The following is a 12,725-nucleotide window of genomic DNA, read 5'->3' as shown; positions in this document are numbered from 1 at the left end:
TATGAACTATGTTATTATCAAACAGAAGTTTTTTTAATGATTTCTTTAAAGACCCATTTTTTGAAAGACCTTTTGACAACTCTTCATCACAGATCATGAAGACAGACATTCATGAGAAAGACAATAACTACCTCGTAGAAATGGAGCTTCCTGGCTACAATAAAGAAGACATCAAAGCTGACCTGAAAGACGGATATCTCACAATTACCGCCACTCACGAAGAAAGCCAGGAGGAAAAAGACGAAAAAGGCAACTGCATCCGCAAAGAGCGCTATACCGGGTCATGCAACCGCAGATTCTATGTTGGTGACCAATTAAAACAGGACGACATTAAAGCATCATTTAAAGACGGCGTTTTATGCCTGTGCGTCCCCAAAGAGGCTCCAAAGGCAATCGAAGAAAAACCTAAATACATTACTATTGATTAGCTTTAAGTAAACCCTCTATGTGAAGCTATAAATCGTCTGACTTTTGAAAATGTATATACGTAAAAAAGCAGGGAGCCCGGTGCTTCCTGCTTTTTTATGATATATAGCCGCAAAGCGCATTGAGGCGGTGCTAAAGTATACAAGCTCCTCATGAGTGAGGGGCTGAGGAATTGAGGTGGGCCTGCCCACTTTGTTCCGCTGAGCCGGACTGCGTCCATAACAGTTCCTTCACTCACTATTATACCAGGCTGTCTGATGGTTCTCCTCCCCAGAATTCCTCTATCCTTGGCACAAGGTTATCTATCCTGCAGATCTGGTACCCCTCCCACTCCCGCGGAAATATCTCCCGGTACTGTCTCTGCATAAACCGCTCATCCAGCAGTATGATAACGCCACGGTCCTCCTCCGTTCTGATGACTCTGCCGGCAGACTGCAGTACTTTGTTCATTCCCGGGTAAAGATAGGCATAATCAAACCCCTTCATGTTTCTGCTGTCAAAATACTGTTTCAATATCTCTCTGTCATTGCATACCTGCGGGAGTCCCGTTCCGATAATCACTGCCCCAATAAGCCTGTCCTGGGTGAGGTCAATGCCCTCCGAAAAGATACCGCCCATCACGCAGAATCCCACGAGGCTGCACTCCCGCTCTTCTTCGAATGTCTCCAGAAAGATTTCTCTGGCTTCTTCTCCCATAAACTGCGACTGCACAATACATTCTATGTCGCTGCGCCCCTGCATCATATTCTGAAAACATTCCTGTACATCCTCCATAAACCGGTAGGACGGAAAGAAAACCATATAATTGCCCTTTCTCCCCTCCACTATATTAAGAATATATCTGGCAAACTTCTCATACATGTCTGCTCCCCGCATGGTGTACTTTGTGCTCACATCGTTGCCAAGCAGAAGAAGACGGTTCTCCCTTGGGAAAGAGGATTCTGCATAGATTGCATAATCATCGTTCTCCACGCTGAGCAGCTTTTTATAATAATGGATGGGCAGCAATGTGGCGGAAAAAAATATGGTACTGTTTCCCTGCTCCAAGTAAGTCTGCAGATTTACGGAAGGATTGACACAGAGCAGCTTTACACGGAAACGGCCGCCACGTTCAAGCTCCGAATAAATGACATAGTTTTCATCTAAAATATCATGAATATTCAAAAAGTCTCTGACCTGAAAATAAAAATCCAGAACCTGCTCTCTTTTTTCCTCGCTGTGTTCTTCCTCCAAATACTCCTCCAGGCCGGACATGACATTCATCAGCTTAACCGCGATGTGGGAAACACTTTCCAGAATCTGATAGTTCTCACACTCTCTTTTCAGCATAAGCAGCTGCTTGTTGCACTCCTCCAGTTTTTTCGCCAGCTTAGGATCTTCGTTTTTTACCAGGCGCTTTATCTCAAGCACATCCTCTTTATATAGAACGGCGCTGTACATCTCGCGCCCCCGTTCAACCAGATTGTGTGCCTCATCAATGAGATACAGATAGCCGCCTTTATTTCCCTCGGAGAAAAAGCGCTTTAAATGTGCGTTTGGATCAAAAACGTAGTTGTAATCACAGATAATGGCATCCGACCATACCGAAACATCGAGTGCCATCTCAAACGGACACACATTGTACTTCTGCGCCTGTTTCTCTATTGCCTCTCTGCTCAAATCATCCGCGTTCATAATCAAGTCAAACACGGCATCGTTCACCCTGTCATAATGCCCTTTTGCATAAGGGCAGTTGTCTGGATTACAGACTGTCTCTTCGCAAAAGCATATCTTTTCCTTTGCGGTCAGGGTAATCACCTTCATGAGGAGCCCTTGACCCTTCAGAGTCTGAAAGGCCTGTTCTGCCACGGTTCTTGTAATTGTTTTAGCAGTCAGATAAAAAATGCGTTCCCCCAGCTCTTCCCCCATGGCCCGCACCGCCGGAAAGACGGCCGCCATGGTTTTCCCCACGCCCGTCGGGGCCTGTATAAACAACTTCTTCTTTCTGAGTATCGTTTTATAGACTGAAGTCACAATCTCTCTCTGCCCGTCTCTGTACTCAAAAGGAAACTCTATCTTCTTAATCGATGCATTCCGACCCGACTTCCATTCGATCTGAAACTTCGCCCATTTTTCATACTTACCGACCAGCTCCAGAAACCATTTTTCCAGTTCATCCCTGGTAAACTCCCGGATAAATCTCTTCAGCTCTTCCGTATCCAGATTGCAGTAGGTCATCTGCACACGGATGTTCTGCAGATTCTCCTGCCTGGCATACATATATGCGTAGCACTTAGCCTGTGCCAGATGTACATTGGAGGGGGCCTCAATATGCAGGAGCTCCCTGAGGACACCCTTGATTTCATCGATCATGACGCCCTGCCCGTCCTCGATGATTCCGTCGGCCCGCCCCTCTACCTGCAGTGTAAATCCTTCGCAGGGAATCTGCATTTTCAGAGAAACCTCTGCACGATAATCAGAACCCATACGCCGCTGTATCCTGCGATGGATTCTGCTTCCCTGCAGCATGGCCTCTTTGTCCGCGCCGCCCCCTGTTCTGTTGTCGATGTCCCCCTCGCGCAGAATAAATTCCACCAGATTGCGGACAGATATTTTGATCAGTTCTTTTTCTTCCATGTCTGTTATTATACCTCGTCCAATCAGGAAAAGCCACTCTTGTTACCTCTAAATCACTACGGCAAACTGAATATAATTCTCTCCGCCGATCTCTTCCTGCCCCACCGTAATCTCACCCCCCGCTTTCTCTGCGATCATTTTGGCGCGGTAAAGACCAAGTCCCCTGTCCCCTCTCTTTTTGCTCTTTGTAGTAAATCCATTTTCAAAAAAATGTCCGATCTCTTCCAGTGAGATCTTCTCGTGCTGGTTGAATATCTGGAAAATCAGATGATCCTGCCGGGAATCCAGAATCATGCGCACCCGGCCCCCCTCCTCGGGGCACGCCTCATACGCATTGTCCACCAGAACCCCCACAATCTCAATCAGACTGTGCTCTGACACCCGGGAAATGATCTCCCTGCTGCGCACCTCTATCTCTGTCTCAATGCCTTCCCTGGAACTGACAATTTTACTGTAAAGAAAGCCTGCGAGTACCTTATCACTGATTTTCAAAAGCGGCAGATACTGGCTGCCGCCCTCTCTGCTGATGGCCTTCACATACTCCGACTGTCTGCTCACAAGTTCTTCATAAGAATCCACCGTAAGGTGCATGTTCAAAACCGCATTCAGATGATTGTCAAATTCATGCTGCCTTGCCCTGATCTCCTTTACCAGTTCCTCCAGAGGTTGAATATAGTGCCGATACATCTTCAGTTCCTTTTCCTGCTCCCTTATGATGTCATTGCTCAGCTTCCAGTCAATCGTCCCCCATATAATCACAACAAGTAATAAAATGAAAACAATGATCATCTTAAAATCCAGCGTCCTGCTTATCTTCAAGTCGATCACCAGGTAAACTGCAATTGCAAGGGAAATGAAACAAAAGACCCGGTAAAGGAATTTTCTTACTGTTTTATTCATTTAGCAGCCTCCTTATCTCAGTCTTATAGGTAACACCAATATCAATTTTCTCCTGATATCCCTCCACCTGTATCATCTGATTTACCAGATCATAATACTTCACGTATGTCTTATTCACTGCAAACATCCTGTGGCACTGGAAAAACTCCTGCTTTGGCAGTTTCTCCATAAGCTGGCGTATAGAGAGATAAGGAACTTCCATCTTCTCCTCTTTCAGATAAAGGCAGAGTCCCCGGGGAATTGCCTTGCAGAAAACAATCTCTTCACACAATATCTTATAATTAATCCCGTTTTTCTTAACGATAATGTACGGTTTTTCCTCTGCGCGTACGTGGGACAGCACCTTTTTCACTACGGCCTGTACATCTGCTTCGCTGTAAGGCTTTAAGAGATACTGATAACAGTGTATCCTGCGGTAAGCCTCTATCTCCAGGGACGCAACCGATGTGATCATAACAACAGGTGTGAACTCATACTTGATGATACTGCGTATCTCCTCTGCAAAGATCAGGCCGGAGGAGTCTTCCTTATCCTCTTTTACAAGATTTACATCCAGTAAAAATAAATCAAAAGAAACGGTGCCATGCAGCAGCAGCCTGGCCTCTGCCAGGTCTGCCGCCGTATTCACCGTTATGTCAGCCGATATGTGGCAGAGCATGTTCCTCAGTGCTTCCCTGCTCCGCTCCTCGTCTTCCAATACCAAAATCCTTGCCATATCCTGCTCCTGGTTCTACGTAACAGTTTAGGCAGGCCTGAACTGTTACGCTTTTACTTCCATTCTATTCTCCGGCACGCTCACTCATAACTCATGATTACGTTCCGGCTCATGCTGGTTTACTCAGCCTTCTCGTAATGCGCGATTTCTGAAATCGTCTTTGTCAGGCCGGCTATCCCCTGCAGTTCGGATGGGATGATGATCTTGGTCGCCTTACCGTCAGCCGCCTTTGCAAATGCCTCCAGGCTCTTGATGGTAAGCACTGCATCATCAGCACCGGCTTCCCTGATAAACTTAATACCATCAGCCGTAGCCAGCTGTACCGATCTGATCGCTTCCGCCTGTCCTTCAGCTTCCTTAATCCTCTTCTGCTTCTCGGCCTCCGCCTTCAGAATTGCAGCCTGTTTAGCCGCTTCCGCCTCGAGGATCACGGACTCTTTCTCACCTTCTGCCACAAGAATCGTGGATTTCTTCTCTCCTTCTGCTCTCAGGATGGATTCTCTTCGTTCACGCTCCGCCTTCATCTGCTTCTCCATCGCATCCTGGATAGCCTTTGGCGGCATAATATTCTTTAACTCAACACGGTTTACCTTGATCCCCCATGGGTCAGTTGCGATATCAAGAGATGTTCTCATCTGGGAGTTAATCGTCTCTCTGGATGTCAACGTCTCATCCAGTTCCAGATCGCCGATAATATTACGCAGTGTAGTTGCCGTCAGATTCTCAATAGCTGCGATCGGGCTTTCAACGCCGTATGCATACTGTTTCGGGTCTGTAATCTGGAAGAATACGACCGTATCAATCTGCATCGTAACATTATCCTTTGTAATCACGGCCTGTGGTTCAAAATCTACCACCTGCTCCTTCAAAGACACTTTCTTTGCAACTCTGTCCAGAATCGGAATTTTAAAATGCAGGCCTACTCCCCATGTCTCTTTGTATCCGCCAAGACGCTCCAGTATATACGCGTGTGCCTGGGGTACAATCCTGATGTTTGCAACCAGGATTAACAGTACTATAATTAGTATTACAATTCCAATCCAAAGTCCCATATTCTATTCCTCCTCATATTTCTTTACAATCAGTTTCACGCCGGAAATGCTTACCACCTTGGCCAGTGTACCGGGCTCGAGGATATCTTCATCCTTTTCTGCCCTTGCTGTCCAGTCCAGCCCATTGACGACTGCGGTTCCTGTCTGTGCCAGATTATCAACAGTCTCCGTCACCCTGACTATTTTACCTATAACGCCCTCATAATTTGTCTTCTCATGATGGGCGTTTATGTATTTTACCGCAAAAGGACGGGTAAAAAACAAAAGTAAAAATGAGACAACGAAAAATGCGCCAACCTGCCAGATCAGATTCAGACCGGCAATGTTCAGAAGCAGCGCTGCCAGAGCACCCCCTGCCAGCCAGACCGATGTAAGCCCGACCGTTATAATCTCGATTACCAGAAAAACTATCAGCAGTCCAAGCCATACAAAAGCTTCTCTCTCCATATTTCTCCCTTCTCTCAGATTTTATTTCATCCGGTTAATAACCCTTCCTGATGATAGTTATATGTTAATCCAGCTTATTCTATTATACAATACTTTTTGCGTGAATGCAGTGAAATCCTGTTTTAATGAAACTCTGTAACAGTTCAGGTAAATCTGAACTGTTACGCATCCAGCCATTAAAATCGCTTTGCGATGGGCTGGATGCCTGTGGCCCCCTCGTTTTCTTACGGTCTGCGCAGTAAATGCGCAGACCTGACTGAGCTGTCACAAAATTCTGTCATATCCTGTCGGAAATGCATCGGCAGGTGTGACCTCTGCAGGGCCAGATTTTCACGCTCTTTGATTGAGATTGAGCTGCAGAACCCTTTCCATAAACGCTCAAATTCTCCTTCTGCCTCCGATATTCTGCCTGCTGTCTCCGGATTCAGTTCCTCTCCCTGGACAAGAACCCAGTTCTTTCCTGCCTGATGAATCAGAAATACCTTATGCGTTTTATCATAAACCATCCAGTTCTCCAGCGGAAAACGATTTGTAAAATGATCTGCAATGCAGGTGAGCACCTGCCCCTTCGGCGTAATCTCCGAGAGCAGGACTCCGTTCTCCAATTCCCGAAAGCGGATGAACTCCGTAAACAGATGCGCCTCATTGGCCACACTCCTGCTCAGTTCAAACACCTTGGCAACATATGGATTACTCAGGTGTTCCATGATCTTCCTGCTGTCTGGTATGGTTCTGGCTGCCAGCATGGTATTATATACGGCATCCGCCTTCTCGGAATCGTCTGCCAGAAGGGCATGATAGATATCCCAGTAAGTATTATACCCAAGATTCTGTTTTATCAGCCGCTCAACCGCAATTGACTTTTTTCCCGACTCTGCCGTCTCCCTGTACTCACAGAACAACTGCGGGGTCATCCGGCCGCGCAGTGCAATACCAGCTTCACCGTTCCTATTTTCTTTCCACGCATCGTGGATAGCGGAAAATATGCCTGTTATTGTGTCATAACAAATATAGACCTGTTTCATCTCTGTTCCTCTTTTACTCCAATATGCTGAAAACCTGTGCTTCCCTGAAGGTCACATCATCAAATAAAGAAAGCTGCCGGTAAGTCATGCCGGTCACAGAATCCGGCAGCTTTTCCTTTGTATTCAGCAGGTTTCTCATAATATAATCCTCTTCAATCCTGGTTTTGTACATCATTCTGCCGTTGCATGTCAGAAAATAAAGTGCACGCTTTAGTACGACTCCCATCTTTTTCAAATCTTCAAACTGCAGAGTTCCCATCCTTCTCGCCTTCACAATCCTGGAAGCCGACTTTACTCCGATTCCGGGCACCCGCAAAAGTGTATTATAGTCTGCCCGGTTCACCTCCACCGGAAAATATTCCAGATGCTTCAGCGCCCAGTCGCACTTTGGATCGAGAAAAATATTAAAATTCGGGTTCTTTTCATCCAGCAGCTCCCCTGCTTCAAATCGGTAATATCTCAGCAGCCAGTCCGCTTGATACAGTCTGTGCTCTCTCAGAAGAGGCGGCCCTTCCCCTGTTCTTGCCGGCAGTGCCGAGTCCTCATTCACAGAAACAAACGCGGAGTAGAACACCCTCTTCAGTTCGAATTTCTTATAGAGAGATTCTGCCACATTGAGGATCTGGTAATCGGTCTCAGGAGCAGCACCGATAATCATCTGTGTGCTCTGCCCGGCAGGGACAAACCGGGGCGCATTCTTATACTGAACAATCTCCTGCTTATTATCATTGTGCTTCTGCTGTACCAAACGCATCGGCGCCAGAATATTCTTCCTGCTCTTGTGGGGCGCAAGGAGCCGCAGGCTCTCGGCGGTGGCAAGCTCCAGATTCACACTCATCCTGTCCGCCAAAAAACCCACCCGCTGAATCAGCTCCTGATCCGCTCCCGGAATCGCCTTCACATGAATATATCCCTGAAAATTACATTCCCTGCGCAGCTTGTACAGAGCAGCATAGATCAGCTCCATGGTATAATTCGGCGTCTTCAGTATCCCAGAACTTAGAAAAAGGCCTTCAATATAATTCCGTCGGTAAAACTCCATAGTCAGAGTGCATATTTCGTCCGGCGTGAACGAAGTCCTGACTACGTCGTTAGACGCTCTGTTGATACAGTATTTACAGTCATAAATACATTCATTCGTAAATAAAATCTTCAATAACGAAATGCATCTTCCGTCAGCCGAAAAGCTGTGGCATATCCCCGATTTCTTGCAGTTTCCCATCCCTGTTCCGTCACCCTGCCTGTCCACACCGCTGGACGTGCAGGCCACATCGTATTTGGCGGCGTCGCTTAAAATCTGCAGTTTGTCATACATCGACATCTGTTCCTGTATAATCTCCGCCATCTCCGTGCACCCCTTTTCCTAAACATTATTCTGCAGCTGTGCTGCGGACCCGCCCACAAGGGCATGTATTACGGGATGCCCTTTGGGTATACTTTCTTGAAATAAATCCTACAGTTATTCCGAACATATGTTCTTCGTATAACAAATCATACCATATCTTCCACACATTTTCAATAGGGATTTAGCGACGAGCTTTAGTCTCGGCGCGGATGGGGACGCTCCATAAAAGGATAGCCGAAAACCTCCCGGAGAACATCCATGTCCTTTCAAAAACGCGGCCGCGGACCTAAGAAATTCTAGGCGGGAAACAGCCCTGAAAATGGAGCACCACTGACACATCACGAGAAATCCGATGATTTCTCGCGCTGGGTCAGTTGATTTTTGGATTCGGAATCCAAAAATCTCTCCATTTTCAGGGCTGTTTCCCACCAAGAATTTCTAAGGTCCGCTTTGAGCGTTTTTGAAAGGACATGGATGTTCTCCGGGAGGTTTTCGGCGATCCCTTCATGGAGCTGGTTCATCCGGCCGGCAGGAAAAGGACACGTTCCTAAGGTGGGGCCTCAAACGGGGGCAGCGTATGGATATAGAATTGGCGGGACTTTTTTGTCCCCAGTAGGTGTACATAAGCAAGGGGATACGGCTTACAGTTAATATACACCTTGAAGATGAAAAGATACGCATAGCCAATCCACATCCGTTGCCCTGGCCGAGGATCCCACCCGGTTGGCGAGCTTTCCTGCCGATTGGATGAGCCAGCTTTATGACAGGGAGGCCGGGGAGGCGCTGGGGCTGTATATGCCGTTGCGAAATGCTGGAGTGCGCTTAGTGTTTCTTGAACAGCCGCTGCCGGCTAGGCGGGGAACAACTTGATCTCCAAATCAAGTTGTTGCTGAACCCAGCGCGGGAAATCATCAGATTTCCCGTGATGTGTTCAGCGTACCCGCCTATCCGGCAGCGGCTGTTCTAGAAACACTTAGCAGCACGGGTGCATATCGCAACGGCATATACAGCCCCAGCGCCTCCCCGGCCTCCCTGTCATGAAGCGTCCCCATCCGTCGACAAGTCTAAAGCTAGCCGACTAAATCCCGATTTTGTTTCTTGCATTCTGGTCAAACACGTGTTATTCTGATGTTATCAAAAGCGGCAGGCGTTTCAGCCATTTCACAGCCGCAAGACTTCTCATTTCGGCGTTTCAGATTCGAAACAGTTTCCGTGAATGATTCAAAAACAAAAGAAGGGAGAGTGCCTATGCACAAAGGACTACAAGAGTATTTTCCACAAATCAGGACACGAAAGGAGGTGTTAAAAGATATTTGCATGCATCCGGGCTGCCTGAGACAGTTTGAACTCTGGAGCCAGGAAAAGAAGGAAGAATTTTTAGATTTTTGTACCGGCGCGAGAGGAATTAAAATGGTTTATGATTCCTTTTTCAAAGAGATAATGAGTCCTGAAGTGCACCCGGACAGGCTGGAATCTCTGTTGACCCTGCTGTTGAAACGAAAAGTGATAATACGGCAGATACTTCCAAATGATTCTGTTAGAATAGCAGATGAAAACACACTGTTAATTACTGATATCATAGTGGAACTGGATGACGGAAGCCTGGCCAACGTAGAAATACAAAAGATAGGGTATGCATTCCCTGGACAACGCTGCGCATGTTATTCCGCGGATTCACTGCTCCGGCAGTACAAAAGAGTGAAGAGTCGAAGGAATAAAAAGTTTACTTATCAAGATATAAAAACGGTCTATACCATCGTATTTTTCGAAAAAAGCACATCTGAATTTCATACAGTGGATAAGTATATCCATTATTCCAAACAAGTATTTAATACCGGCCTGGAGCTGAATATGCTGCAGGAGTATGTTTTGATTCCACTTGACATTTATAAAGAAAACAATCACAATAAAACTATAGATAACGAACTGGATGCCTGGCTTACATTTTTTAGCGAGGACAGCCCGGATCGGATTTTAGAACTCATAGAGAAATATCCGGCATTTAAAGAAATATACGAAGAAGTGTATGAGATGTGCCGCAATATCGAAGGGGTGATGGATATGTTTTCAGAAGAACTTCTTGAGCTTGACAGAAACACAGTGCAGTATATGATTGAAGAACAGCAGGAACAGCTGGATGCCATGAAAAAAGAGGCCGAGAAAGCAAGGAAAGAGCTGGAGGAGATTAAAAAAGAAGTAGAAGAGGCTGCCAGGGAAAAAGAAGAAGCTGCCAGGGAAAAAGAAGAAGCTGCCAGGGAAAAAGAAGAGGCTGCCAGGGAAAAAGAACAGGCCAAAAGGGAAAAGACGCAGGCAGAAAAAAGAGCGGCAGAAGCAGAGAAAGAGGTTGAAGCATTAAAGCGTTTGGTGGCAGATTTGCAGCGGGATGGTAAATGATCTGTAAAGTATATAACAGGACTAGTAAAAGAGACCGGACGCAGGTCTCTTTTACTAGTATAAGACAATCTAAATACCTTGCTGTTTTGCTGGCCTGATTTTCCGATAGCACAGGCGCAAAAGCCTCAGCGTAGCCCCACTACGCCTACGTTTTTGCGTCTGCACTCTCGAAAAGTCATTCTCACCGAACCAGCAAGGTATTTAGATTTTCTTGTACTAGTTGTATGGACTTAATATGTGAGGTGATTGCATTGTCAGAAATTATAAAGGATGCAAATTTAAAAGAGAATACTCCCATGAATTAACGATTTTCTGCTAATAGCATATACTAACCATATAATGTCTTGAAATGGAAGTGTGTACTATGAATCCAAAACTGCCTTATTACATGGCATACCCTATGCCGCTTGCGTATGATGATGAGAAAATTGAGCGGAGAGACTTTGAATATATGAAAAGTCTCTATCCGTCAATGGCTAAAAAAATCCTTCCGTATGTAGAAGATGAGTGTGACAGAATGGAGTACGATTGCAGCATGATGTATGACGAATATCCGGATAAACTGCAGCTGCGTATGATGTGCAGCCGGATCTATGATAATGTACGTAAACATGAAAAGATGTTTTATGGGGAAGGATACGAGGACGTTTTTCCGGAAGAGATGATGGAAGAGGAGCTGTTTTCGGAAGATCTCATGGAAGAGCAGGCGATACACCTTCCGGGACGCCCGCCGCAGAATGACCGTCCGCCAAGACCGGGGCGCCCACCCCAGGATAACCGCCCGCCGAGACCAGGGCGTCCGCCGCAGGATAACCACCCGCCGAGACCAGGGCGTCCTCCGCAGGATAACCGCCCGCCAAGACCGGGCCGTCCTCCGCAGAACCGTCCGCCTCAGGGGCCTGGAGGGCAGAACTGGCTGCGCGATATGGTGGAAGTAATGTTGTATCAGGAATTGTATAAACGCAGGTGCGATAACCGGCGATGCAGGCGCAAATTTTACTAATTAAAAAAAATATGATATAATGAACGCTAGTGAGGAAAGCGTGCCTGCACATTTTCCGAACGGCGAATGGCGGTCATGAATCTTGATTCATGATATAATGCCGCAAGATGTATTACTGTCCAAAGGGCATCCCGTAAACTATGCCCTGCGGGCGGATCTGCAGTGAGGCTGCAGAATCATGGATAGTCAGGATAAATCAAGGTGGATATACTCATGAAAAAAAATCTTATTTTTATTGGCATGCCGGCAGTCGGAAAGAGCACAGTCGGTGTTGTTGTGGCGAAAAGGCTGGGCATGAAGTTTGTTGATACAGATCTGCTGATTCAAGAGCAAGAGGATAGGCTCCTGCGCGAGATTATTGCAGATGTTGGAGAAGAGGGATTCCTGAAAATTGAAAATCAGGTCAACCGTGATCTGGATGTGAAAAATGCTGTGATATCGCCGGGTGGCAGTGTGATCTACTGTGAAGAGGCGATGAGGCATTTTAAAGAAATCGGAACGGTCGTATATTTGAAGGCTTCTTATCAAACAATAAAAAGAAGGATTCGAAGTCCCAAAAAGCGCGGAGTTGTCCTGAAGGAAGGGCAGACATTCCGTGACCTGTATAATGAGCGGACGAAGCTGTTTGAAATGTATGCGGATATTACCATTTCCGAAGATGGATGCCGGATTGAACAGACCATAGAGAACGTACTGAACGCTGTGGAAGATCCTGGAAGACAAGTGGATTGACGGAAGTACGGGAAAAAATGATTTTACAAATTTTCATTTTATGGTATAATGTCTTAGCATATTGAAAATT

At 46.3% G+C, this 12,725-nt stretch carries 11 protein-coding genes; 4 read left to right on the top strand and 7 right to left on the bottom strand.

Annotated features, from left to right (window positions below; all coding sequences use genetic code 11):
* Positions 1–8 precede the first annotated feature (8 nt).
* Positions 9–428, top strand: coding sequence for an Hsp20/alpha crystallin family protein (locus BN1938_RS19320; protein ID WP_050642092.1), 420 nt, complete (start codon positions 9–11; stop codon positions 426–428).
* A 238-nt stretch (positions 429–666) separates the two neighbouring features.
* Here BN1938_RS19320 and BN1938_RS19315 read toward each other — a convergent pair whose 3' ends face one another.
* From BN1938_RS19315 to BN1938_RS19285, 7 genes are all read right to left on the bottom strand, one after another.
* Entirely contained in the window at positions 667–3,042 is a 2,376-nt protein-coding gene (locus BN1938_RS19315; protein WP_050642091.1) for an ATP-dependent DNA helicase, read from the bottom strand.
* Positions 3,043–3,090: 48 nt separating this feature from the next.
* On the bottom strand, positions 3,091–3,942 hold the full coding sequence (locus tag BN1938_RS19310) for a sensor histidine kinase (RefSeq protein WP_050642090.1): 852 nt from the start codon (positions 3,940–3,942) through the stop codon (positions 3,091–3,093).
* Positions 3,935–4,657, bottom strand: coding sequence for a LytR/AlgR family response regulator transcription factor (locus BN1938_RS19305; RefSeq protein ID WP_050642089.1), 723 nt, complete (start codon positions 4,655–4,657; stop codon positions 3,935–3,937). The genes BN1938_RS19310 and BN1938_RS19305 overlap by 8 nt, the downstream gene beginning before the upstream one ends.
* 119 nt (positions 4,658–4,776) lie before the next feature.
* Positions 4,777–5,709, bottom strand: coding sequence for an SPFH domain-containing protein (locus tag BN1938_RS19300; protein WP_050642088.1), 933 nt, complete (start codon positions 5,707–5,709; stop codon positions 4,777–4,779).
* Between the two features lie 3 nt (positions 5,710–5,712).
* Positions 5,713–6,156 carry an NfeD family protein gene (locus BN1938_RS19295; RefSeq protein ID WP_050642087.1) on the bottom strand — a complete coding sequence of 148 codons (444 nt, stop codon included), beginning with the start codon at positions 6,154–6,156 and terminating at the stop codon, positions 5,713–5,715.
* A gap of 224 nt (positions 6,157–6,380) precedes the next feature.
* Positions 6,381–7,181: a TIGR03915 family putative DNA repair protein gene (locus BN1938_RS19290; RefSeq protein ID WP_050642086.1), complete on the bottom strand. Its 801-nt coding sequence runs from the start codon at positions 7,179–7,181 to the stop codon at positions 6,381–6,383.
* 13 nt (positions 7,182–7,194) lie between these two features.
* Positions 7,195–8,526 carry a putative DNA modification/repair radical SAM protein gene (locus BN1938_RS19285; RefSeq protein ID WP_050642085.1) on the bottom strand — a complete coding sequence of 444 codons (1,332 nt, stop codon included), beginning with the start codon at positions 8,524–8,526 and terminating at the stop codon, positions 7,195–7,197.
* 1,248 nt (positions 8,527–9,774) lie between these two features.
* On the opposite strand from BN1938_RS19285, the gene BN1938_RS19275 reads away from it, so the two are divergent.
* The 3 genes from BN1938_RS19275 to BN1938_RS19265 all read left to right on the top strand — a co-directional run bounded on the left by BN1938_RS19275 (position 9,775) and on the right by BN1938_RS19265 (position 12,655).
* Positions 9,775–10,920: a PD-(D/E)XK nuclease family transposase gene (locus tag BN1938_RS19275; RefSeq protein WP_050642084.1), complete on the top strand. Its 1,146-nt coding sequence runs from the start codon at positions 9,775–9,777 to the stop codon at positions 10,918–10,920.
* Between the two features lie 364 nt (positions 10,921–11,284).
* Positions 11,285–11,923 (top strand): hypothetical protein, encoded by a 639-nt coding sequence (locus BN1938_RS24320; RefSeq protein WP_070102558.1) that lies wholly within the window; start codon positions 11,285–11,287, stop codon positions 11,921–11,923.
* A gap of 213 nt (positions 11,924–12,136) precedes the next feature.
* Positions 12,137–12,655, top strand: coding sequence for a shikimate kinase (locus BN1938_RS19265; RefSeq protein WP_050642083.1), 519 nt, complete (start codon positions 12,137–12,139; stop codon positions 12,653–12,655).
* Positions 12,656–12,725 lie beyond the last annotated feature (70 nt).

It is taken from the genome of Eubacterium sp. SB2 (assembly GCF_001244405.1).
Lineage (GTDB): Bacteria > Bacillota > Clostridia > Lachnospirales > Lachnospiraceae > Faecalicatena > Faecalicatena contortus_B.
Note: the sequence above shows the minus strand (reverse complement) of the source record. Positions and strands in the feature narration are given on the sequence as shown.

Bases quoted from the DNA above. Each gene is read 5' to 3' on its own strand.
- BN1938_RS19305 (WP_050642089.1), bottom strand. From the start codon at position 4,657: ATGGCAAGGATTTTGGTATTGGAAGACGAGGAGCGGAGCAGGGAAGCA.
- BN1938_RS24320 (WP_070102558.1), top strand. From the start codon at position 11,285: ATGAATCCAAAACTGCCTTATTACATGGCATACCCTATGCCGCTTGCG.
- BN1938_RS19310 (WP_050642090.1), bottom strand. From the start codon at position 3,942: ATGAATAAAACAGTAAGAAAATTCCTTTACCGGGTCTTTTGTTTCATT.
- BN1938_RS19265 (WP_050642083.1), top strand. From the start codon at position 12,137: ATGAAAAAAAATCTTATTTTTATTGGCATGCCGGCAGTCGGAAAGAGC.
- BN1938_RS19295 (WP_050642087.1), bottom strand. From the start codon at position 6,156: ATGGAGAGAGAAGCTTTTGTATGGCTTGGACTGCTGATAGTTTTTCTG.
- BN1938_RS19290 (WP_050642086.1), bottom strand. From the start codon at position 7,181: ATGAAACAGGTCTATATTTGTTATGACACAATAACAGGCATATTTTCC.
- BN1938_RS19300 (WP_050642088.1), bottom strand. From the start codon at position 5,709: ATGGGACTTTGGATTGGAATTGTAATACTAATTATAGTACTGTTAATC.
- BN1938_RS19315 (WP_050642091.1), bottom strand. From the start codon at position 3,042: ATGGAAGAAAAAGAACTGATCAAAATATCTGTCCGCAATCTGGTGGAA.
- BN1938_RS19285 (WP_050642085.1), bottom strand. From the start codon at position 8,526: ATGGCGGAGATTATACAGGAACAGATGTCGATGTATGACAAACTGCAG.
- BN1938_RS19275 (WP_050642084.1), top strand. From the start codon at position 9,775: ATGCACAAAGGACTACAAGAGTATTTTCCACAAATCAGGACACGAAAG.
- BN1938_RS19320 (WP_050642092.1), top strand. From the start codon at position 9: ATGTTATTATCAAACAGAAGTTTTTTTAATGATTTCTTTAAAGACCCA.